Origin of the sequence: Stenotrophomonas chelatiphaga (assembly GCF_001431535.1) — a bacterium.
In the GTDB taxonomy this organism is placed as follows: Bacteria; Pseudomonadota; Gammaproteobacteria; order Xanthomonadales; family Xanthomonadaceae; genus Stenotrophomonas; species Stenotrophomonas chelatiphaga.
In genome coordinates this window covers 1-20,796 of the sequence record NZ_LDJK01000061.1, presented here as the reverse complement: position 1 = coordinate 20,796, position 20,796 = coordinate 1, and the positions used below count along the sequence as shown (strand labels likewise).

Genomic DNA, 20,796 nt, shown 5'->3' with positions numbered 1-20,796 from the left:
CCACGTTCCGCTCATGCCTCCCACGCCTGGAATCCCTATGATCAAACCGCTTCTGGTGACGGCCGGCCTGCTGGCCGCGATTCCTGTGTTCGCGCAGGCCGGCGGCGACCCCGCGCGCGATCCGGCCAGGACCGAAGTGTGGAAGCCGGTGCCTGCCAGCGTGGCCACGCCCGCGGGCGGTGCGCCCTCGGACGCAACCGTGCTGTTCGATGGCAAAGATGTGTCCGCATGGGAGTCGGAGCAGGGCGGACCCGTGCCGTGGCGGCTTGCCGACGGGGCGCTGACCGTGGTGCCGGGCAGCAAGGGCATCCGCACCCGGCAGCGCTTCTGCGATATCCAGTTGCACGTCGAGTGGCGCACGCCCGCCGCAACCGCAGGGTTCGACGGCCAGAACCGCGGCAACAGTGGCGTCTTCCTGCAGGACCTTTACGAGCTGCAGGTGCTGGACAGTTACAACAACCCGACCTATGCCAATGGCCAGGCCGGCTCGATCTACAAGCAGGCGATGCCACTGGTGAACGCCTCGCGTGCGCCGGGCCAATGGCAGGCCTACGACATCATCTGGAAAGCACCGCGTTTTTCGCCAGGAGGCGGGCTGGTCTCGCCGGCGCGCATCACCGTGCTGCACAACGGCGTGCTGGTGCAGGACGACACCGTGCTGGCCGGCAGGACCGAGTACATCGGTGCGCCTTCGTATGCGCCGCATGACTGCGCGCCGATCTCCCTGCAGGAACACGATTCCGCGGTCAGCTACCGCAACATCTGGGTGCGCGAACTATGACCGCGCGGCGCCCTCGCGGCGCCGCGATCCTACTTGGCCAGGAAGCGGGTGATGTCGTCGATTTCCTGCGCTGACAGCTGGGAAAACGGCGGCATCAGGCCGCCGCCCTTGCTGATCTTCTCCTTGATCTGCGCCGGTTGCAGGCGCTTGCCCACGTCGGTCAGCGCGGGGAATGCGCCCGGCATGCCCGCGCGGTCGGCACCATGGCAGGCCGTGCAATGGACAGCATAGAGCTGCGCGCCGGCGGCAGGGTCGTCCTTGCACCACGCTGGGTTCGCGAGGGTCGCCGCCGATAGCACCACGGCGAGTGTCAGGATCTTTTTCAAGTGGGGGTCCTTGGCGTGCTAGCGCGGCGCGCTGGCGGGCGGGGTGGCGGTCAGGTGGTTGCGCAGATAGTCGGCGCCGGTCTTGATGACGGTGGCCGGGTCACGGGGATGGTCGTGCTCCACGATGTACCACTGCACGCCGGCCGCTTCGGCGGCGGGCAGGATCGCGGGCCAGTCCAGCACGCCCTGGCCCACCGCAGCGAAGCCGTCCTCGTCTTCGGCCTGGCCTTTCGGCGCGTTGTCCTTGGCGTGTACCGCGAACAGGCGGCCCTGGAATTTTCCCAGCATCAGCGCCGGGTCATGGCCGGCGCGTGCTACCCAGGCCAGGTCCAGCTCGGTCTGCAGATCGGGCCCGGCCGCGGCGAACAGCAGCTCCAGCCCGGTCCTGCCGTTGAAGTCGACCAGTTCGAAGTCGTGGTTGTGGTAAGCCAGATGCATGCCCTTGGCGCGCACCTGCTTGGCGATCCGGCCCAGTTCCTGGCCCAATGCGGTCCATCCCGCGGCATCGGTGGGCCGGTCCTTTTGCTCCAGGTAGGGCACCACCAGCGTGCTGTTGCCGATCAACCGGTTGAACGCGATCACGCCATCCAGGTCCTTGCGCAGGTCGGCCAGCGCCACGTGGGATGAAATCGCCTTGATCGCATAGCGGTCCAGCAGCTCCTTGAGCTGCGCGGCGCTGACATCCTGCGTGCCGACCGTCTCCACCGCATGCACGCCCGCGGCCTGCACGATCTTCAACTGCTGGTCCAGCGTGCCGGCGTCGCGCAGCGTATACATCTGCACCGCGATGGGCTGCTGCGGGGCGGCGGCCTGGCCTGCGAAGGCGGGCAGGGCAGCGCACAACAGCAGGGCGAGCGTGGCGGTGCGTGCAGCCATATTCATCAACAGATCCTCCGGGGATTCAACCGATGGGGGTCCAGGCGCGTGTCCTGGCCGATGCAATGACGCGGTCGACGATCAGGGCCGAGCGCACGCCGTCTTCGAAGGTGGGCAGGCCCTGCGGCTGCTCGCCTTCGATGGCGCGATAGGTGTCGGCGACAAAAGCATCAAAACAGCCGCCGTAGCCCTGCGCATGCCCGGCCGGCAGCACCGACAGCCGGCGTTGTTCGGCACTGCCGGCACCCGGCCCACGCACGAAGATTGCCTCGCGCTGGTCGGGCAGGCCGATCCACAGCCGTTCGGCGTCTTCCTGGTTGAACGCCACGCTGGCACGGGCGCCATCGATCTCGAACCAGAGGCGATTGCGGCGGCCCGCCGACACCTGGCTGACCGTCAACGAGGCCAGCGTACCGGCGCTGGTCCTGAACATCGCCGCGGCCACGTCCTCGCTGGTGACCGGCTGCCACGCGCCGCCCGCCGCCGGTGTGCTGAAGCTCTGCCCGCTCGGGGCGCCACGTTCGTCGATCACGGTGGCGAAGGCCGCGCTGACGTCGATGAAACGCTCGCCACCGACCCATTCCACCAGGTCGCACCAGTGCGAGCCGATATCGGCGAACACACGCGATGCGCCGCCCAGTGCGGGGTCCACGCGCCAGTTGTTGCTGGCCGGGTCCAGCAGCCAGTCCTGCAGGTAGCTGCCGTGGATCAGGTGCAGCGGCCCCAGCTCGCCCTGCGCGATGCGCGCGCGGGCCTCGCGCACCACCGGGTGGTAGCGGTAGACGAAGGGCACCGTGGCCACCCGCCCGCGCGCAGCGGCCAATGCGGCCAGCGCCTTCGCGTCCTCCAACGTAGTCGCCAGCGGCTTTTCGCAGATCACGTGCTTGCCGGCTTCCAGCGCTGCCTGCGCCATGCCGCGGTGCAGGTGGTTGGGCGTGCACACGTGCACCACCTGGACCTGCGGATCGGCGAGGACCTCATCGAGATCGCGGTACGCGCGCGGGAGGTTCCACGACTGCGCCACCTCGCGTGCGCGCTGCGCCGAAGAGGCGGCCACGCCGCGGACCGCGGCCCCGGCCAGCAGCGCGGCGCGTCGGTGCACCGCGCCGATCATGCCGGTGCCGACAATGGCGATTCCAAGCGTGCTCATCCAGTGGGCTCCTCAGGGCGTGGAAGGCGCGGCCGCGATGACCGGCCGGTCGCGGAACAGCAGCAGGAAGGCGATCAGCACGACCAGCGCGACGCCTGCCGGGAACAGCCAGATCTTCTGCCAGTCCGGACCGGCCGCGGTGGTGTAGTGCTCCACCACCGCGCCGGACAGGAACGTGCCGATCAGCATGCCCACGCCGTACGTGGCCAGGGTGATGAACCCCTGCGCGCTGCTGCGCGCGGCGGGGCCGGCATGCGCATCGGTGTAGATCTGGCCGGTGACGAAGAAGAAGTCGTAGCAGATGCCATGCAGCACGATGCCGATCACCAGCAGGGAGAAGCCGCCGCCCGCATCGCCGAAGGCGAACATGACGTAACGCACGACCCATGCGGCCATGCCGACGGCCAGCATCGTCTTGACCCCCAGCCGCACGAACAGGAACGGCATGGCCAGCATCAGCAGCACTTCGGACACCTGGCCCAGCGACTGCAGGCCGGCCGCGCCGCGCACGCCCAGGTCATTGAGGTACGGGTTGGTGAAGTTGTAGTAGAACGCCAGCGGAATGCAGATGGCGATGGAGGCCAGGAAAAACACCAGGTAAGAGCGTGATTTCAGCAGCCGCAGCGAATCCAGCCCCAGGATCTGGCCCATCCCGGCGTCGCGCTGGCGGGCCAGCGGCGGTGTGTGCGGCAGGGTGAAGGCATACAGGCCCAGCGCCAGCGAGGCGATCGCCGCCATCTGGAAGGTCAGCTCGAGCCGATGCGCCTGTTCCCAGCCCAACCAGCCGATCAGCACGCCCGCCACGATCCAGCCGACGCTGCCGGCGACACGCACCAGCGGGAACTGTTTTTCAGGCGATTGCATGTGCCGCATCGCCACGCTGTTGGCCAGCGCCAGGGTCGGCATGAACAGCAGCATGTAGCCCATGACGCAGGCGGAGAACGTGCCGAAGTCGCTCGCCGTGGAGGCCATCCACATCAGCACCGCGCCGGCCAGGTGCAGTACCGCGAGGATGCGCTGCGCGGCGAAGTAGCGGTCGGCGACCAGGCCGACCAGGAACGGTGCCACGATGGCGCCGATGGACTGGCTGAGGAAGGCCGTCGCCACCTGGCTGGCGCTGGCCTGCAGCGGGCCCTGCACCAGGTACGTGCCCAGGGTCACGAACCATGCGCCCCAGATGAAGAACTGCAGGAACATCATCGCGCCCAAGCGCGACATGGCGTACGTCATGGCTACCCCTCCCAGGGCGGTGATGGCTCAGATCCCCAGCATGCGATGCAGTGACTGCGTGTCCGCGCCGCTGTCGGCGAAGTCGTCGAAGGCCCGTTCGGTCACGCGGATGATGTGGTCGGCAATGATGGCGGCGCCTTCGCGTGCGCCATCTTCCGGGTGCTTCAGGCAGCACTCCCACTCCAGCACCGCCCAGCCCGGGAAATCGTACTGGGCGAACTTCGAGAAGATCGCCTTGAAGTCGATCTGGCCGTCGCCGAGCGAACGGAAACGTCCCGGACGGTCGATCCACTCCTGGTAGCCGCCGTACACGCCACTGCGCGCGCTGGGCCGATATTCCGCGTCCTTGACGTGGAAGATGCCGATGCGATCGTGATAGCGGTCGATGAAGCCGAGGTAGTCGATCTGCTGCAGCAGCAGGTGGCTGGGGTCGTACAGGATCTTCGCGCGCCGGTGGTGGTCCACCACGTCCAGGAAGCGCTCGAAGGTCGCGCCATCATGCAGGTCTTCGCCGGGGTGGATTTCGAAGCACAGGTCCACCCCGCAGGCATCGAAGGCATCCAGGATGGGGCGCCAGCGACGGCCGAGTTCGGCGAAGGCTTCGTCCACCAGCCCGGGTGGGCGCTGCGGCCAGGGATAGAAGTACGGCCAGGCCAGCGCGCCGGAGAACGTGGCATGCGCGGTCAGTCCGAGGCGCTGGCTGGCCTTGGCGGCCAGCAGCAGCTGTTCCACCGCCCAGGCCTGGCGGGCGGCCGGATCGCCACGTTTGTCCGGCGGTGCGAAGCCGTCGAACAGGCTGTCGTAGGCGGGATGCACGGCGACCAGCTGGCCCTGCAGGTGGGTGGACAGTTCGGTGATCTGCACACCGTGTGCGCCGAGCATGCCGGCGATGTCATCGCAGTACGCCTGGCTGCGCGCGGCCTCGGCCAGGTCGAACAGGTGGGGCGCGCTGGTCGGTACCTGTACGCCGGAATAGCCCAGCCCCGCGGCCCAGCCGGCCAGCGTGTCCAGCCGATCAAAAGGAGCGGTGTCACCGATGAACTGCGCCAGGAACAGCGCGGGACCCTTGAGTGTCTTCAAGCGGGGTTACCCTGGATGCAATCGATTGCATTACCCTAGCAGCACGTCCCGCGAAACCTGTTGTGCACTGCACAGCGGCAACCAGAACCGACCATGGCCACCATCTACGACATCGCAAAACACGTCGGCGTCTCCGCCGGAACGGTGTCGCGCGCGCTTTCCCGCCCGGACAAAGTGCTGCCGGCCACGCGCAGCCGCATCGAGCAGGCCGCCGCCGCGCTGGGCTATGTCCCCAACACGGTGGCGCGGACGCTGAAGACCCAGCGCAGCGGCAAGATCCTGGTCACCGTGCCGGACATCGCCAATCCGTTCTTCGCGCAGATCCTGCAGGGTGCGGAGGATGCGGCGCAGGCGCTCGGCTACGCCGTGCTGCTGGGCGATACCCAGCATCAACCCGAACGCGAAGAACGCTACGCGCAGATGCTCCGGCGCAACGAGGCCGATGGACTGATCGTGCTGGGCCATCGCCTGCCACCGACCGCGCGCGCGATCGTCGAGCAGTCGGCTGCCACCGCGCCGGTGGTCAATGGCTGTGAGTTCGATCCCGCTCTGGGCATTCCCAGCGTCCACATCGACAACGTGGCTGCCGCGCGCGCGGTGATGGACCATCTGTATGGGCTGGGTCACCAGCGGATCGCGGTGGTCGGCGGGCCGACTGACAACCCACTTCACCAGCAACGGCTGGAAGGCGCCCGGGCCGCGGGCAAGGCGCACGGCCGCCTGCGCAGCCTGAGCGTCGTGCCGGGCGACTTTTCCGTGGAATCCGGCCATGCGGCGGCGCTGGCGCTGTTGGGCCGCACGCCTGCGCCGACGGCGATCTTCTGCTTCAGCGACCAGATGGCGTTGGGCGCGCTGGCGGCCTGCCGGGATCGGGGCATCCGCGTACCGGATGACCTGTCCATCGTCGGCTTCGACGACCTCGCGTCGTCCCGTTACCTGACGCCGGCGCTGACGACCATCCGGCAACCGATGCGGGACATCGGCGCCTGCGCGGTCCACCTGCTGCTGGCCATCATCGAAGGTCGGGAAGTCCCGCTTCAGCAGACGCTGGCGTTCAGCCTGATGCTGCGCGGCTCTACCTGCGGGCCCCGGCGGGGATGACGGCACGGCACGGCGAAAGCCCGGCAGGCGCGATGCCTGCCGGGTTTCGTCGCCGGCATCACGCCACGGCGTGCTCAGGCATCGCAGCGCACGCCGACCTCATCGAATGCGATCACCACGTCCTCCATCGGGTAACCCAGGTCCGATGCGGCTTTGATGACGCCGCAGGCGCCGCTTTCAAACGTGCTGCTCGGTGTCCAGTAGTTGCGGTTGGCCGTGGCCATCGCAGTGAACGCCATCCGGGTATCCCAGCCCTCGCGATGGGACAGCAGGTAGAAGGCCCTGTTGTAGACGCCGGACGAGTAATGATTGTTCAGCCCGGGGTAGAAATCGCGCGCGTGGCCGATTGAGCTGCCGTCGCGGGTGGGATCTTCGAAGTAGCGAAGCGCGGTGTCACTCTTGATGATCCCGGCACCCACCAGGAAGTCGTTGCTGCCTTTCAGGTAATACTCGGCAGCTTCGCCAGCCATATCCGAGAAGGCCTCGTTCATGCCGCCCGAATGCAGGGCGTTGTAGATCAGCCCAGAGTTCTGCTCGGTGAAGCCATGGGATACCTCATGGCTGACCACGTCCAGTGCAACGAGCGGATAGAACACGGACCTCCCGTCACCGAAGGACATGACGCGACCGTTCCATGTCGCATTCTCGTAATCGCGTGAGTAATGGACCTGGAGCTGGAGCTTGAAGCTCAGCGGCGCGGTATCCAGCCAGTCGCGGTACATGCCGAACACGGCGCCGCCGGCGGCGTGCGCATCGTTCAAGGGCGAGTACGCACCATTGATGGCTTTGACGGTGTTCTGCGGGCAGCTGAAGCTGTGCGCTTCGGTCACCGAGTCTGATCGGCCGTGGTTGAGGTTGATGGTTTTTACGTTCGCGTTCTCCAGGCTGCAGGTTGCCCCGTCAGCGGTGATGTCGAGGTAGGGCGCGGTGGCGCCGTATTCGATCTTTCCGGTCTTTTCATTGCCGCCCGGACCGATGCCGTTCTTCGCCGTGGCCAGGCCCTCCCACTGTGCAAGCACCTTGCCGTCCAGCGCATCGACGATGGTGAAGGGGCGGGTGGCTGGCTGGTCTTCGCCCTCGGCCAGGAAATCCACCACCCATGCCAGCCGTGCCACGGCGTGCGCATCGAGGTGGATCATCAGGCGCTGGTTCTGGTTCTGTATCTGCATGCCGTCGGCGCGCATCCCAGGGGCACTGGCCTTGGCGATGGCCGCAGCCCGCGCACCGTCGATGCGGGGTGTCACATCTGGAAGATCGGCCTGCAGCGAGGCAACCGCCGTGCCGAACAGGCTGCGCACCTGGCCCGTGGCACCGGTGGCGACCACCACATGTTCACCGAACACCGGTACGCCCTGGTGCAACTGTTCGAAGCGTTGGTGCTGCACGCCGTTGCGGTCGGTGTGGCTGGACAGCAGCTGCAGGCTGGAACCAGCATCCAGCCCGAGCATCGCCGGCAGGCCCGGGGCGGCAGCGCTGCCACGGGCCAACGCCGGGGTTGCGGTGAGGTCGAGTCGATGCAGGGGAATGCGCTCGGCCGCCGCCGCGGGTACGGCGAGCATCGCGGCGGAAAGCAGGGTGAGGGACAGCATGCTGCGGGACGGCAGGTGGATCATGGGTGGCGCTCCTCGCTGGATGGATGCCGGAGCGGTAGCCCTGCGGGAACAGCATGTTTCCGGGAGATACCGCCGACGAGGACACCGTGGTGCGGGGCGCGCGGCGCAGCAACGGCGCCGGATGCGATGGTCTGGAAAGCTACGGCACGGCCCGGCAGGGCGTCCGGGGGGAAATGGCTCGAAATCCTGGCGTGATCTTCGCCAACCCTTACCCTCGTGCACTTGATTCGCTGACCCTTGGCGCCGTAGTGCAGGAAAATTTGCCGGAGCTGGGGGGGGGAGTGAATGACAGCCAGGCATGCAGGAAGAACTGCATGCTGCAGTGCAACTTTTCAATTGTAGTATTATTTGATTAATTGCCGTTCAGGCCGATGGCCGCGTCGCACCGCATCCGAACCTGTGGAATCGTGGTGTCCCTCAAGTGTCCTGGCGTGGAGCGTGGATTGCATGGTGATGCTGGCAAACGCCCAGGGGCTACGGGCAGAGATCGCGCAGCGCGGCGCCGCCCTGGCGGGCATGTGGGTGCCCGACCGTGATGGGCAGCTCGCAGACGTGGTGCTGGGCCATGCCCCGCAGTGCCAGCGGACATCGGGTCGGGCGTTTCTCGGTGCCAGCATCGGCCGGGTGGCCGGGCGCATCAGCACGGCCGGCTTCATGCTCGGCGGCCAGCATCACCGGCTTGATTGGGTCGATGGCCTCACCACCCACCATGGCGGGCCCGACGGATTCGATGCACGGGACTGGCAGTGGCTGGGCGTGCGCCGTGACCGGGCGCGGCTGCAGCTGGTCAGCCCGCATGGCGACCAGGGCTTCCCGGGCGCGCTGACGGTCACCGTGGACTATCGGCTGGATGACACCGACACCCTGCACGTGGACTACGCCGCCACCTGCGACCGCGCCACGGTGGTCAACCTGACCCACCATCCATTCTGGAACCTGGCGGGCGAAGGAGCGGGCGCGGTGGACGCGCATCTCCTGACGCTGCCTGCGTCGCGCATGGTGGCGCTCGATGCTGCGCTGCTCCCCACCGGGCAGGTGCGCGACGTCGCCGACAGCGCGTTCGACTTCCGCCGCGCGCGCGTGATCGGCGACGCGCTGTCAGTGAGGGGCGATGCGCAGCTGCAGGTCGCCGGGGGCCTGGATCACTACTGGATTCTCGACACCCCGGCAGGCGCCGGCATTCGCGCGGCGGCGCGCCTGCATGATCCGCATTCCGGCCGCGTGCTGGACGTATCGAGCGACCAGGCGGGCGTGCAGGTGTATTCGGGGAACTTCCTGGACGGCAGCCTGCAGGGGGCATCGGGCAGGCCGTACCACGCACGCGCGGCCATCTGCATTGAACCGCAGGCCTTTCCCGATGCGATGAACCAGCCCAGCTTTCCGGACATCACGTTGCAGCCCGGTGCGGTCTACCGCAACCGCATCCGTTATCGCTTCAGCAAGGACACCCCATGAATGCAGTGATTGACCCCGCCCAGCGGCTGGCTGGCAAGGTCGCCATCGTCACCGGTGCGGCCAACGGCATCGGCGCTGCCATCGCCGGACTGTTCCAGTCGCACGGTGCCATCGTGGCCGGCTACGACCAGGCCGCGCCCGGCGCCGACGACGCGGTGTGCGCGCTGTTCCAGCAGGGCGATGTCAGCGATGCCGATGCCGTAGCGGCGTTCGTCGAACGCGTGGTGTCAGCCTACGGCCAGGTTGACGTGCTGGTCAGCAATGCCGGCATGGATGTGTTTTCCATACCGCTGGAGCTGTCTTCGCAGACCTGGCAGCGCAACCTGGACGTCAACCTTGGCGGCCATTGGAACTTCGCCCGCGCGGTGTTGCCGTGCATGCTGCGGCAGGGCAGGGGATCGGTGGTCAACATCGCCTCGGTACACGGCCATCGCATCATCCAGGGCGCCTTCCCGTACAACGTGGCCAAGCACGCGTTGATCGGCCTGACCAAGGCGCTCGGCTTGGAGTACGCCGACAAGGGCCTCCGCTTCAACTCCATCTCGCCTGGACTGATCCTGGTGGACCGCATCGAACACTGGTTCGAATCGCAGCCCGATCCCGCGCAGGCGCGCCGGGAACAGGAAGCGCTGCTGCCGCCCAAACGCATCGGCGAAGCGTCGGAAGTCGCCCAGACCGCGCTGTTCCTGGCCAGCGACGAAGCCCGCTTCATCAATGCCGCCGACATCCTGATCGATGGCGGCCGCAGCCAACTTTACTACTGAGCCAACCATGAACCCTTCCCCGCTCCCGCTCCCGCTGATCGCGATCCTGCGCGGCATCACCCCGGACGAGGTCCGTGCGCACGTGCGCGTGCTGATCGACGCCGGCATCAGCCAGATTGAAATACCGACCAACTCGCCGGACTGGCTGGGCAGCGTGCAGTTGGCCCTGCAGGAAGCCGACGGCCACGCCGAGGTCGGCGCCGGCACCGTGCTGGACATCGCCGACGTGGACCGCCTGGCGGACACTGGCGCGCGGCTGATGGTGACGCCGAATACGAACCCGGTGGTGATCGCCCATGCACGTTCGCGTGGACTGGATATCGCAGCCGGGTTTGCCACCGCCAGCGAGGCCTTCGCCGCAGTGGCCGCCGGTGCGCAGCGCCTGAAACTGTTCCCGGCCTCGCAGTTCGGCTCGGGCTACGTGCGTGCGCTGAAGGCCGTGCTGCCGGGCGATGTGCCGCTGTATGCGGTGGGCGGCATCGGCCCCGGCAACCTGGCCGAGTACCTGCAGGCCGGGTGTGCCGGTGCCGGACTGGGCGGGGAGCTGTACCGCGCCGGCCAGGATGCAGCTACCACGGCGCAGCATGCGGACGCCTTCGTTGCTGCCCTGCGCAAGGTGAACGCATGAAGATCACCCGCCTGAGTACCTATCGCGTGGCGCCGCGCTGGATGTTCCTGAAGATCGAGACCGACGAAGGCGTGGTCGGCTGGGGCGAGCCGGTCATCGAAGGCCGTGCGCGCACCGTGGAAGCGGCCGTGCACGAACTGGGCGAGCAGCTGGTCGGCAAGGATCCGGCGCGCATCAACGACCACTGGCAGGTGATGTACCGCGGGGGCTTCTATCGCGGTGGCGCGGTGTTCATGAGCGCACTGGCCGGCATCGACCAGGCGCTGTGGGACATCAAGGGCAAGGCGCTGGGCGTGCCGGTGTACCAGCTGCTGGGCGGGCTGGTGCGCGACCGCATGAAGACCTATTGCTGGGTCGGCGGCGACCGCCCGGCCGACATCATCGAACAGATCCGTGCACGCGTGGCGCTGGGCTATGACACCTTCAAGCTCAACGCCTGCGAAGAGATGCCGCTGCTGGCGCCCAGCCGCACCATCGACGCGGCCGTGGCCAAAGTGGCCGAAATACGCGAAGCGTTCGGTCAGAGCATCGAGTTCGGGCTGGATTTCCACGGACGCGTGGGCTGGCCGATGGCCAAGACCCTGATCCGCGAACTGGAACCTTACCGCCCGTTGTTCATCGAAGAACCGGTGCTGGCCGAACAGGCCGAGTATTACCCGCGCCTGGCCGAACAGACCGCCATCCCGCTGGCGGCCGGTGAGCGGATGTTCTCGCGCACCGAGTTCAAGAGCGTGTTCGCTGCAGGTGGCCTGTCGATCGTGCAACCGGATCTTTCGCATGCCGGCGGCATCACCGAATGCATGAAGATCGCTGCGATGGCCGAGGCCCACGACGTGGCGCTGGCACCGCATTGCCCGCTCGGCCCGGTGGCGCTGGCGGCCTGCCTGCACGTGGACTTCGCCAGCTGGAACGCGGTACTGCAGGAGCAGAGCATCGGCATCCATTACAACGCCGATGGCGAGCTGCTGGACTACGTCAGGAACAAGGACGCCTTCACCCTGCACAACGGTTCCATGCTGCCCTTCACCCAGCCGGGACTGGGCGTGGAGATCGACGAGGAGGTGGTGGTCGAACGCGCGCGCCGTGCCGGTGATTGGCGCAATCCCTTGTGGCGGCACGAAGACGGGAGCGTGGCCGAATGGTGAGCATGCGCGGGGACGATATCCTGCCGACGGCCGCATTGGCGTTTGACAGCCGTTGCACGCTGGGCGAAAGCATCACCTGGTGCGCGCGCGAGCGCGTGCTGTGGTGGACCGACATCAACGGCCGGCGGATCTGGCGCGGCAACCCGGATACCGGCAACGCGCAGTGGTGGAGCACGCCGGGACGGGTGGGATCACTGGCGCTGTGCGAATCGGGTCGGTTGCTGCTGGGCATGGAAAAAGCGCTGTATTTCGCCGATCCCTCGCGCGAGGAACCCGGCGCAGGGTTGAACTGCGAGCAGGTGTGCGAGGTGCCGATGGACGGCGCCGCGCTGCGCATCAATGACGGTCGCCTGGACCGGGCCGGCAACTTCGTGTTCGGCTGCATCAACGAAGATCCAGCGCGTGCGCGCGCCGCGCGGTTCCATCAGTACTCCATCGCACAGGGGCTGCGCGCGCTGGCGCTTGAACCGGTGGCGATCGCCAACGGCATCTGTTTCGATCCTGATGGCCAGGGCATGTACTACTGCGATTCGCTGCAGGGAAGGATCATGCACGCCGGCTACGACGCCGCCACGGCGACGGTCAGCGATCCGCGCGTATTCGCGGTGATCGACGGCGGAGCCGAGCCGGATGGGGCCGTCGTGGATGCCGACGGGCGGGTGTGGGGCGCGCAGTGGGGAGCGGGCAGGGTGGTGCGCTACTCCGCCGCTGGCGAGGTCGATCGGATCCTGCCGGTGCCGGCCCTGCAACCTACCTGCGTGGCGTTTGCCGGCGATGGTCTCGGCACCTTGTATGTCACCTCGGCCCGCGATGGGCTGGATGTGGCGATGCTGCAGGACCAGCCGACCAGCGGCGGGGTCTTCCGGGTTTCGCTCGAGGGTGCGCGTGGCCTGCCCGACCTGCGGTTCACGGACGCATGATCGCCATCGACTGGGGCAGCTCCAGCCTGCGCGCGTTCCGCCTGGACCGTGACGGACACCGCGTGGACAGCCGGCGCTCCGACCAGGGGCTGTTGAACGCCGATGGCCGTTTTGCCGAGGTGCTGGAGACGCTGATCGACGGCTGGGACGATGCGCTGGTGGTGATGGCCGGCATGGTCGGCAGCCGCCAGGGCTGGATGGAAGTGCCGTACGTGCAGGCGCCGGCAGGGGTGCAGGAGATCGCAGCGGGCATGTGCAGGCTGCAATCGGCGGCCGTCCAGCGTGAACTCTGGCTGGTACCTGGACTGAGCTGCGTGGACGTGCACGGAACACCGGATGTGATGCGCGGCGAGGAGACCCAGTTGTGTGCATTGCTGCCGGTGCTGGGGCCGGGCCGGCACGCCGTGCTGCTGCCGGGTACGCATAGCAAACACGCACGCGTGGTGGATGGACGCATCGAACGGTTCAGCACCTTCATGACCGGCGAGCTGTTCGCGGTGCTGCGCCAGCACAGCCTGCTGGGCCGGATGATGGTCGATGCGCCACTGGATGCGGCGGCCTTCGCCGAGGGCGTGGCGATGGCTGAGCGCGACGGCAGCCTGCTGCATCAGCTGTTCGGCGTGCGCACCCGCGCGCTGTTCGACCAGTTGCTGCCGGCGCAGCTGGCCAGCTACCTGTCCGGCCTGCTCATAGGCAATGAACTGCAGGACCTCGATGCGCACAGCGCACCGGTGCACGTGATCGCGGCAGATGGCCTGGCCGACGCCTATCTGTCCGCGTTGGCACGGGTGGGCCGGACGGCGACGCGGCATGCCGAAGATACCGTGGCCCGTGGCCTGTACCTGCTCGCGCGGGCACGTGAGCTGCCGATGTAAGCGCAGGCGCAAGTCAAGGGGTTACTTGTTTCATCTCCGAACGCCGGTGGCACGCCACCGCACTCGTCTCAAGGAAGCAGGACATGCAACTTTCGGTGCTCGATACCTCCATCGTACTGGTCTACCTGGCCGGCGTATTCGTGTTGGCGCAGTGGGTTTCGCGTGAGAAAGCCGGCCACGCCAAGGACGCCAAGGACTACTTCCTGGCCAGCAAGTCGCTGCCGTGGTGGGCGGTCGGCGCCTCGCTGATTGCCGCCAACATCTCCGCCGAACAGATCATCGGCATGTCCGGTTCGGGCTATGCGATCGGCCTGGCGATCGCCTCCTACGAGTGGATGGCCGCGCTGACCCTGCTGATCGTCGGCAAGTGGTTCCTGCCGGTGTTCCTGCGCAATGGCATCTACACCATGCCGCAGTTCCTGGAGCAGCGTTACGGCACCCGCATCCGCACGCTGATGGCGGTGTTCTGGCTGGGCCTGTATGTGTTCGTCAACGTCACCTCCATCCTGTGGCTGGGCGCGATCGCGGTCAGCCAGGTCACCGGCATGGACCAGATGCTGGCGGTGGTGCTGATCGGTGTGTTCGCGCTGCTGTACCAGTTGTACGGCGGCCTGAAGGCGGTGGCGCTGACCGACATCGTGCAGGTGTCGCTGCTGGTGCTGGGCGGGCTGCTGGTGACCGGGCTGACGCTCAGCCAACTGGGCGAGGGCGCCGGCATCGTGGCCGGCATGCAGCGTCTGTGGGAGGCGCATCCGGGCCACTTCGAGATGATCCTCAGCAAGGACAACCTGTTCTACAAGGACCTGCCGGGCATCAGCGTGCTGGTGGGTGGGCTGTGGATCATGAACCTCAGTTACTGGGGCTTCAACCAGTACATCATCCAGCGCGCGCTGGCGGCCAAGGACATCGGCGAGGCGCAGAAGGGCGTGCTGTTCGCTGCCTTCCTGAAGCTGCTGATGCCGCTCATCGTGGTGGTGCCGGGCATCGCCGCGGTGATGCTGGCACCGGGCCTGGACGCGCCGGACCAGGCCTATCCGACCATGATGCGGCTGCTGCCCACCGGCATCCTCGGCATGGTATTCGCCGCGCTGGTGGCGGCGATCGTGGCGTCGCTCGCCTCGAAGATCAATTCCGTGGCGACCATCTTCACCCTGGATTTCTACGCCCAGCGCAAAGGACCGCATGACGAGGCCACGCTGGTGCGCGTGGGCCGCATCGCCGCGGCGGTGACGGTGGTGCTGGGCATCCTGGCCGCCAAGCCGTTGCTGGGCAGCTTCGACCAGGCGTTCCAGTACATCCAGGAATACACCGGCTTCTTCACTCCCGGCATCGTGGTGATCTTCCTGCTTGGCCTGTTCTGGAAGCGCGCCAACGAAGCCGGTGCACTGGCCGCGGCGGTGGGTTCGTTCGTGCTGTCGGTGGTGCTGAAGCTGGCCTGGCCGTCCTTGCCGTTCATCGATCGGGTCGGCCTGGTGTTCCTGCTGGCGCTGCTGCTGGCGGTGGGTGTGTCCCTGGCCACGCCCGCCGCGCCGGCCAAGGACGTGGTGCGCACCGATGACGTGGTGTATGCAACACGTCCGTCCTTCAACGTGGGGGCCATTGCGGTCGTCGCGATCCTGATCGCCCTGTACACCCTGTTCTGGTGAGGAGAGAAAGCATGACCCGCACGACCCTGCTTGCCGTCGCATTGGCGTTGGTTCCGTTGTTCGGCATGGCCGCCGAGTCGCGCCAGGACCTGCAGCCCAGCGCACGCTTCAGCGTGTACGGACATGGCGCCGCGGCGACGCCGCCGATGGGCTGGAACCCGTGGAATGCGTTCCGTACCGAAGTCACCCAGGACAAGATTTTGTCGGTGGCCGAAACCATCAAGCGCAACGGCATGCAGCAGGCCGGCTACCGTTACATCAACATCGACGATGGCTGGTGGCTGCAGCGTCGCGCCGACGGGGGCATCCAGATCCGCACGAGCATGTTCCCGATGGCGGCCAGCCGCAGCGGGCCGCCCAGCCTGCGGCCGTGGACCGACCACCTGCATGCGATGGGCTTCAAGGCCGGGCTGTACACCGACGTGGGGCGCAACGCGTGCTCGCAGGCGCACGACGCACACAGCCCCAACCTGCCGGTGGGCACGACCGCGCAGCGCGAGATCGGCCTGGAAGGCTTCGAGGCCAGCGACCTGGCCACGATGTTCGGGGAATGGGGGTTCGACTACATCAAGGTGGACGCCTGCGGGCTGGCCGATTTCGGGCAGGGCAGCAAGGCGCTGGCGAGCGCGACCTACCGCGAAGGGCGTCCGTTGATCGTGCGTGCCGACGCCCAGGCCACCGATGCGGACAAGGTTGAAGGCGCGTACGCGCGGGTCGGCAGGCTGCTGGCACAGCTCAATCCGGACAACGATTTCGTGCTGTCGATCTGTCCATGGGGCGAAGCCGGCGTGGGCAACTGGGGCGGCCGCCACGGCAACCTGTGGCGCACCAGCGCGGACATCGAAATGACCTGGGAAAGCATGCTGCACAACTTCGATACCGCATCGCGCCGGGAACTGTATGCCGGTCCGGGGCGCTGGAATGATCCGGACATGCTGGCGGTGGGGCTGGGCGAGTTCGGTGCCGACCACATGACCGAAGCACGCACGCACTTTTCGATGTGGACCATCCTGGCGGCGCCGCTGCTGGTGGGTTTCGATGTGAACCATGCGACCCCCGCACAGGTGGCGCTGCTGACCAATCCGGAGGTGATCGCGCTGAACCAGGATCCGGCCGGCAACCAGGGGCGCATCGTGGCCAGCGACGGCCCCGTGCAGGTGCTGGTCAAGCCGTTGTCCACCCGTGGCGAACGCGGCGTGCTGCTGTTCAACCGGGGCGAGGCAACGGTGCAGGCACGGGTGAGCGCTGCGCAGATGCTGCTCAGCGACGCAGCGCCCCTGCATGCCCGCGACCTGTGGGAACAGCGCGACATCGCAGCCACCGGGGGCGGTCTGGGATTCACCCTGCCAGCCCACGGCGCGGTGCTGCTGAAGGTCAGTGGGACGCCGGATACCCGCGACGGCATTTCACTGGGCGAGATCACCGGTCGCATCCATGTGGCGGTGGATGGCCTGCCCGGTTACAGCGCCCGGCCGGCCGAGGTATCGGGCACGCCGCGGGTGGACCGCACGCCGCAGGGCGAGCCGTTGCGCATCGCCGGCACGTCCTACGCACGGGGGATCGGCATCCACGCCAACTCCCGTCTTGAAGTGCTGGCAGGGCGCGATTTCAAGCGCTTCACCGCGCTGGCGGGCGTGGATGACAGTACCGCCGCCGCTTCGTCCAAGGTGGTGTTCAAGGTCTACGGAGACGGCAAGCCGTTGTTCACCAGCGCGCCGGTCGGGCGCGGCCAGGCACCGGTGCGGATCGCGGTCGGGCTGGACGGTGTGCAGGTGCTGGAACTGGTGGCCGAGGCGGCCAGCACGGCAGCAGGCGACTCCGCTCCGGTGGTGGCCTGGGCCGGCGCGGGCCTGCAGTGACCGCAGGCCCGCCGGGGGCATGCGCAGGGCCGGTCTATACTGGCGGCATGCAGCAACCACGCGCCCCCGACCAGGTCCGGACATGATGGCGACGTCCAGTCGTAGCCTGCATGGGCAGATCGTGCATGAGCTGGGCAAGCTGATCGTGGCCGGCCAGTACAAGCCCGGGGAAATACTGCCGCGCGAAGAACTGCTGGCGGTGCAGCTGCAGGTCAGCCGCACCGCGCTGCGCGAATCGCTGCGTGTGCTGGGGTCCAAGGGGCTGATCGAAACCCGCCAGAAGATCGGCACGCGGGTGCGGGAGTCCGAACACTGGAACCTGCTGGATCCGGACGTACTGTCCTGGCACGGCGCGGCGTTGCCCACGCTTGCGTTCGTCGAGCAACTGGCGGAGATGCGCGAACTGATCGAGCCGCCGGCAGCCGCGTTGGCCGCGCAGCGGCGAACCGATGCCCAGTTGGCGCGTATCGGCCAGGCGTACGCCGCGATGGCGGCGTCCGAAGACATGGAGGCCTGGGCGGCAGCGGATCTGCGCTTCCACCATGCAGTGCTGGACGCGACCGGCAATGCACTGCTGCGCCCGCTGTTCAGCGTGATCGAAACCGCGCTGGGGAGTTACCTGCTGCTGTCCGCGCGCAAGGCCGATGCGGACTTCAAGTATTCGCTGCCACGACATGCGCGCGTGCATGAAGCCATCGCCGCGCAGCAGCCCGAACAGGCCCGGCAGGCGATGCTGGAGATGATTGCCGATTCCCGCAGCAACCTGCGCAGCGAGGCGCCCGCACCGCGATGAGCACGATACCGCCCGAGGTGACCCTGGATGCGATCCATACCGGACGCGCGGTGCCGTACACGCGGCCCGGCAGCTGCAGTGCGATCGCCAAATTGCCAGTCAGCCAGGCCGTGCGCATCCATGCCGAAGGCATCGAAGGCGATGAGCAGGGCGATCGCCGCGTGCACGGGGGGCCGGAAAAAGCGATCCATCATTATCCGTTCGACCACTATCCCTTCTGGCGCGAAGGACATCCGCATCCGTTGCTGGCGGGGAGTGGGGCCTTCGGCGAAAACTTTTCCAGCACCGGCTGGACCGAAGATACGATCCACCTGGCCGACGTGATCCGGGTCGGCACGGCCACCCTGCAGGTATCACAGGGCCGCCAGCCCTGCTGGAAGCTCAACGACCGCTTCGGCCTGCCGGACGTGGCACGCAGCATGCAGTCCAGCGGTCGCACCGGCTGGTACTACCGTGTGCTGGAAGGCGGGCAGGCGGCACCGGGCGATGCGATGACGGTGGTGGAGCGGGTGTGCCCGGACTGGCCGTTGCGCCGCCTGGGCCATGTGCTGTTCGACCGGACGCTGGAGCGCAGCGTGCTGGAGGAAGCCAGCCGATTGCCGCTGACCGAATCGTGGAAGAAGCTGCTGTCCAACCGACTGCAGCGCAACGAAGTGGAATCCTGGCAGTCTCGGTTGCAGGGACCGGATAACCCGTAGCGGCGAAGGCAGCGGCAGAAGGCGCTGCCAACGTCGCTCGCGACGGCCCGGAGGGTGACGGTAAGGACGACCGGCATCGCCATGCCCGGCGGCCTGCATCAGGCATCGCGGTGGATGGGCGGATCGAACAAGGCATTCAACGTGGCGCCCGGCGTTGCGCCCTGCAGTCCGGCAAAGCTTCCCTGTTCCTGCAGCAACTGCGTGGCCTGCATGAAACCGCCCCAGGCCGCGCGTGCCAGTGCGCCGCCCAGGCTGACCCGCCGCACGCCCATCGCCGCGATGTCCTGCAGGGTGAACGCGGTGGGTCCGCCGACCAGCAGGTTCACCGCTTTGGGTGCCACGGCGGCCACCACCGCCTCGATGTGCGTACGCTGCACGATGCCCGGTGCATACAGGCAGTCCGCGCCCGCATCGGCATAGGCGCGCAGGCGCAGCAGGGTGTCGTCGATGTCGGGTTGGCCGACGAAGAAATTCTCGGCACGACCGATCAGCATCACGTCCGCACCCGAACGGTCGATCGCCGCGCGCGCGGCACGCAGCCGGTCCAATGCTTCATCCAGGGGCCGCAGCGGCTGGAAGGCATCCGGGCCGGCATCTTCGATGGACAGCCCGGCCACGCCGGTGTCGATCGCGCGCAGGACGGCACGTTCGACATCGGCCGGGGTCGCGCCGAAGCCATCGCCGAAATCCGCGTTCAGCGGCAGCGAAGTGGCATCGACCATGTCGCGCAGATGCACCAGTACCTGCTCCAGATCCTCACCGCCGTCGGCCTTGCCCTGGCTCCAGGCGTGGCCGGAACTGGTCGAGGCCAGGGCCTTGAAGCCTGCGCTCTGCAGGTAGCGCGCGCTGCCGACATCCCAGGGGTTGGGAAGTACGAAGCAGCCGTGCTGGTGCAGAGCGCGGAACTGTCGGCGGCGTTCGCCGATATCGGGCGTGGGCATGCGGGAAATCCCGGTGGGCGGTGGAGGGGATGTCAGGCCTGCGGAGCAAGATAGTGCAGTGCCTCGCCTACCGGCGTGCTGCCCGCGGTCAGTTCGATGATCGCCCGCGCAATGGTGGGGCGCTCGACCAGGGCCACCAGGGTAGCGGCCACGTCGGCACGCGGCACCTCGCCGTAGGCGATGGCCGGACCGGCCGTTACAAGCCCGCTGCCTTCGGCATCGGACAAGGTGCCCGGCCGCAGGATCACCCACTCCAGCCCGGACCCGGCCAGGTACACATCGGCCTGCTTCTTGACCTCCATGTAGACCTCGAAGGTGTCCGATACCGAAGTGCCGCGTCCGGCTTCCGGGAATGCAGAGACCAGAAGGAAGCGCTGCACGCCGGCACGCCGCGCCGCGTCCACCGCGACCTGCAGTCCGCGCCCATCGATGGCACGCGTGGTCTCCACGCCGCCCTTGCCGCCGGCGCCGGCCGAAAACACCACGACGTCACTCCCGGCCAGCAGCTCCGCCAGGCCCACCGCATCCAACTGCTGCAGGTCCCCTGACACCGGCAGCGCGCCATCGGACCGCAGCGCATCGGCCTGTTCCGCCTTGCGATGCAGGGCCCGCACACGGTGGCCGCGCTCCGCCAACTGCCGCACCAGGTGCCGCCCGACCTTGCCAGCCGCACCCACAACAAAGACCTGGCTCATACCGAGCACTCCAGACAGGAAAGGGATCCCCACCATGCACCACCCAACGTTGCCACCATGTAGCGGCCCGCGCGCCGCTCTTCTTTTTTCTCCCAACCGCGGCCGGCGCAGTGAACCTGTCAGGGTCCGGGCGGGGAGGCTGTGCGGGGCCTTGAGCGGCAGGAGCCGCGAAGAGCTACATGGACGTACTTGCGCGTGCCCCGCACAGCCTCCCCGCCCG

21 protein-coding genes are annotated in these 20,796 nt (G+C 67.6%); 13 read left to right on the top strand and 8 right to left on the bottom strand.

Features of this window, described 5'->3' with window-relative positions:
• The first annotated feature begins 37 nt into the window (after positions 1–37).
• Entirely contained in the window at positions 38–781 is a 744-nt protein-coding gene (locus tag ABB28_RS13230; RefSeq protein WP_057509066.1) for a 3-keto-disaccharide hydrolase, read from the top strand.
• A 29-nt stretch (positions 782–810) separates the two neighbouring features.
• Here ABB28_RS13230 and ABB28_RS13225 read toward each other — a convergent pair whose 3' ends face one another.
• Genes ABB28_RS13225 through ABB28_RS13205 form a run of 5 tightly spaced genes read right to left on the bottom strand, consistent with a single transcriptional unit; the run spans position 811 to position 5,443 of the window.
• Positions 811–1,107: a c-type cytochrome gene (locus tag ABB28_RS13225; RefSeq protein ID WP_057509065.1), complete on the bottom strand. Its 297-nt coding sequence runs from the start codon at positions 1,105–1,107 to the stop codon at positions 811–813.
• A gap of 18 nt (positions 1,108–1,125) precedes the next feature.
• A complete protein-coding gene (locus ABB28_RS13220; protein WP_057509064.1) occupies positions 1,126–1,989 on the bottom strand; it encodes a sugar phosphate isomerase/epimerase family protein in 864 nt (287 codons plus the stop codon).
• A 19-nt stretch (positions 1,990–2,008) separates the two neighbouring features.
• Complete coding sequence (locus ABB28_RS13215; RefSeq protein ID WP_057509063.1) at positions 2,009–3,133, bottom strand: Gfo/Idh/MocA family protein; 1,125 nt, start codon at positions 3,131–3,133, stop codon at positions 2,009–2,011.
• A 12-nt stretch (positions 3,134–3,145) separates the two neighbouring features.
• Positions 3,146–4,363: a nucleoside permease gene (locus ABB28_RS13210; RefSeq protein WP_057509062.1), complete on the bottom strand. Its 1,218-nt coding sequence runs from the start codon at positions 4,361–4,363 to the stop codon at positions 3,146–3,148.
• Positions 4,364–4,390: 27 nt separating this feature from the next.
• Positions 4,391–5,443 carry a sugar phosphate isomerase/epimerase family protein gene (locus tag ABB28_RS13205; RefSeq protein ID WP_057509061.1) on the bottom strand — a complete coding sequence of 351 codons (1,053 nt, stop codon included), beginning with the start codon at positions 5,441–5,443 and terminating at the stop codon, positions 4,391–4,393.
• Positions 5,444–5,536: 93 nt separating this feature from the next.
• Between ABB28_RS13205 and ABB28_RS13200 the strand changes: the two genes are divergently transcribed.
• Positions 5,537–6,544 (top strand): LacI family DNA-binding transcriptional regulator, encoded by a 1,008-nt coding sequence (locus ABB28_RS13200; protein ID WP_057509060.1) that lies wholly within the window; start codon positions 5,537–5,539, stop codon positions 6,542–6,544.
• A gap of 74 nt (positions 6,545–6,618) precedes the next feature.
• Here ABB28_RS13200 and ABB28_RS13195 read toward each other — a convergent pair whose 3' ends face one another.
• Entirely contained in the window at positions 6,619–8,157 is a 1,539-nt protein-coding gene (locus tag ABB28_RS13195; protein WP_057509059.1) for a M4 family metallopeptidase, read from the bottom strand.
• Between the two features lie 53 nt (positions 8,158–8,210).
• Between ABB28_RS13195 and ABB28_RS18130 the strand changes: the two genes are divergently transcribed.
• From ABB28_RS18130 to ABB28_RS13145, 11 genes are all read left to right on the top strand, one after another.
• Entirely contained in the window at positions 8,211–8,513 is a 303-nt protein-coding gene (locus ABB28_RS18130) for a hypothetical protein (RefSeq protein WP_161809871.1), read from the top strand.
• Between the two features lie 97 nt (positions 8,514–8,610).
• Entirely contained in the window at positions 8,611–9,612 is a 1,002-nt protein-coding gene (locus tag ABB28_RS13190) for an aldose epimerase family protein (protein WP_161809870.1), read from the top strand.
• Positions 9,609–10,376, top strand: coding sequence for an SDR family oxidoreductase (locus ABB28_RS13185; RefSeq protein ID WP_057509057.1), 768 nt, complete (start codon positions 9,609–9,611; stop codon positions 10,374–10,376). Before ABB28_RS13190 ends, ABB28_RS13185 begins: the two co-directional genes overlap by 4 nt.
• Before the next feature lie 7 nt (positions 10,377–10,383).
• Complete coding sequence (locus ABB28_RS13180; RefSeq protein WP_057509056.1) at positions 10,384–11,004, top strand: 2-dehydro-3-deoxy-6-phosphogalactonate aldolase; 621 nt, start codon at positions 10,384–10,386, stop codon at positions 11,002–11,004.
• Positions 11,001–12,149, top strand: a complete 1,149-nt coding sequence (gene dgoD / locus ABB28_RS13175) for a galactonate dehydratase (protein ID WP_057509055.1) — start codon at positions 11,001–11,003, stop codon at positions 12,147–12,149. Before ABB28_RS13180 ends, dgoD begins: the two co-directional genes overlap by 4 nt.
• Positions 12,150–12,151: 2 nt before the next feature.
• Positions 12,152–13,069: an SMP-30/gluconolactonase/LRE family protein gene (locus tag ABB28_RS13170; RefSeq protein ID WP_161809869.1), complete on the top strand. Its 918-nt coding sequence runs from the start codon at positions 12,152–12,154 to the stop codon at positions 13,067–13,069.
• Positions 13,066–13,944, top strand: coding sequence for a 2-dehydro-3-deoxygalactonokinase (locus ABB28_RS13165; RefSeq protein ID WP_057509053.1), 879 nt, complete (start codon positions 13,066–13,068; stop codon positions 13,942–13,944). Before ABB28_RS13170 ends, ABB28_RS13165 begins: the two co-directional genes overlap by 4 nt.
• 83 nt (positions 13,945–14,027) lie before the next feature.
• Positions 14,028–15,590 (top strand): sodium/sugar symporter, encoded by a 1,563-nt coding sequence (locus ABB28_RS13160; RefSeq protein WP_057509052.1) that lies wholly within the window; start codon positions 14,028–14,030, stop codon positions 15,588–15,590.
• Positions 15,591–15,601: 11 nt separating this feature from the next.
• On the top strand, positions 15,602–17,449 hold the full coding sequence (locus ABB28_RS13155) for an NPCBM/NEW2 domain-containing protein (RefSeq protein ID WP_057509051.1): 1,848 nt from the start codon (positions 15,602–15,604) through the stop codon (positions 17,447–17,449).
• Between the two features lie 82 nt (positions 17,450–17,531).
• Positions 17,532–18,242, top strand: a complete 711-nt coding sequence (locus tag ABB28_RS13150; protein WP_057509050.1) for a FadR/GntR family transcriptional regulator — start codon at positions 17,532–17,534, stop codon at positions 18,240–18,242.
• Positions 18,239–18,940 carry an MOSC domain-containing protein gene (locus ABB28_RS13145; protein ID WP_057509049.1) on the top strand — a complete coding sequence of 234 codons (702 nt, stop codon included), beginning with the start codon at positions 18,239–18,241 and terminating at the stop codon, positions 18,938–18,940. Before ABB28_RS13150 ends, ABB28_RS13145 begins: the two co-directional genes overlap by 4 nt.
• Positions 18,941–19,038: 98 nt before the next feature.
• Here the strand turns inward: ABB28_RS13145 and ABB28_RS13140 are convergent, their stop codons facing one another.
• A complete protein-coding gene (locus ABB28_RS13140; protein WP_057509048.1) occupies positions 19,039–19,881 on the bottom strand; it encodes an isocitrate lyase/PEP mutase family protein in 843 nt (280 codons plus the stop codon).
• A gap of 32 nt (positions 19,882–19,913) precedes the next feature.
• Positions 19,914–20,576 carry an SDR family oxidoreductase gene (locus tag ABB28_RS13135; RefSeq protein ID WP_057509047.1) on the bottom strand — a complete coding sequence of 221 codons (663 nt, stop codon included), beginning with the start codon at positions 20,574–20,576 and terminating at the stop codon, positions 19,914–19,916.
• Positions 20,577–20,796 lie beyond the last annotated feature (220 nt).

What these genes read in the sequence shown, in the direction of transcription:
- ABB28_RS13230 (WP_057509066.1), top strand. Translation starts at nt 38, where the DNA reads ATGATCAAACCGCTTCTGGTGACGGCCGGCCTGCTGGCCGCGATTCCT.
- ABB28_RS13220 (WP_057509064.1), bottom strand. Translation starts at nt 1,989, where the DNA reads ATGAATATGGCTGCACGCACCGCCACGCTCGCCCTGCTGTTGTGCGCT.
- ABB28_RS13215 (WP_057509063.1), bottom strand. Translation starts at nt 3,133, where the DNA reads ATGAGCACGCTTGGAATCGCCATTGTCGGCACCGGCATGATCGGCGCG.
- ABB28_RS13210 (WP_057509062.1), bottom strand. Translation starts at nt 4,363, where the DNA reads ATGACGTACGCCATGTCGCGCTTGGGCGCGATGATGTTCCTGCAGTTC.
- ABB28_RS13200 (WP_057509060.1), top strand. Translation starts at nt 5,537, where the DNA reads ATGGCCACCATCTACGACATCGCAAAACACGTCGGCGTCTCCGCCGGA.
- ABB28_RS13195 (WP_057509059.1), bottom strand. Translation starts at nt 8,157, where the DNA reads ATGATCCACCTGCCGTCCCGCAGCATGCTGTCCCTCACCCTGCTTTCC.
- ABB28_RS18130 (WP_161809871.1), top strand. Translation starts at nt 8,211, where the DNA reads ATGTTTCCGGGAGATACCGCCGACGAGGACACCGTGGTGCGGGGCGCG.
- ABB28_RS13190 (WP_161809870.1), top strand. Translation starts at nt 8,611, where the DNA reads ATGCTGGCAAACGCCCAGGGGCTACGGGCAGAGATCGCGCAGCGCGGC.
- ABB28_RS13185 (WP_057509057.1), top strand. Translation starts at nt 9,609, where the DNA reads ATGAATGCAGTGATTGACCCCGCCCAGCGGCTGGCTGGCAAGGTCGCC.
- ABB28_RS13180 (WP_057509056.1), top strand. Translation starts at nt 10,384, where the DNA reads ATGAACCCTTCCCCGCTCCCGCTCCCGCTGATCGCGATCCTGCGCGGC.
- dgoD (WP_057509055.1), top strand. Translation starts at nt 11,001, where the DNA reads ATGAAGATCACCCGCCTGAGTACCTATCGCGTGGCGCCGCGCTGGATG.
- ABB28_RS13170 (WP_161809869.1), top strand. Translation starts at nt 12,152, where the DNA reads ATGCGCGGGGACGATATCCTGCCGACGGCCGCATTGGCGTTTGACAGC.
- ABB28_RS13165 (WP_057509053.1), top strand. Translation starts at nt 13,066, where the DNA reads ATGATCGCCATCGACTGGGGCAGCTCCAGCCTGCGCGCGTTCCGCCTG.
- ABB28_RS13160 (WP_057509052.1), top strand. Translation starts at nt 14,028, where the DNA reads ATGCAACTTTCGGTGCTCGATACCTCCATCGTACTGGTCTACCTGGCC.
- ABB28_RS13155 (WP_057509051.1), top strand. Translation starts at nt 15,602, where the DNA reads ATGACCCGCACGACCCTGCTTGCCGTCGCATTGGCGTTGGTTCCGTTG.
- ABB28_RS13150 (WP_057509050.1), top strand. Translation starts at nt 17,532, where the DNA reads ATGATGGCGACGTCCAGTCGTAGCCTGCATGGGCAGATCGTGCATGAG.
- ABB28_RS13145 (WP_057509049.1), top strand. Translation starts at nt 18,239, where the DNA reads ATGAGCACGATACCGCCCGAGGTGACCCTGGATGCGATCCATACCGGA.
- ABB28_RS13140 (WP_057509048.1), bottom strand. Translation starts at nt 19,881, where the DNA reads ATGCCCACGCCCGATATCGGCGAACGCCGCCGACAGTTCCGCGCTCTG.
- ABB28_RS13135 (WP_057509047.1), bottom strand. Translation starts at nt 20,576, where the DNA reads ATGAGCCAGGTCTTTGTTGTGGGTGCGGCTGGCAAGGTCGGGCGGCAC.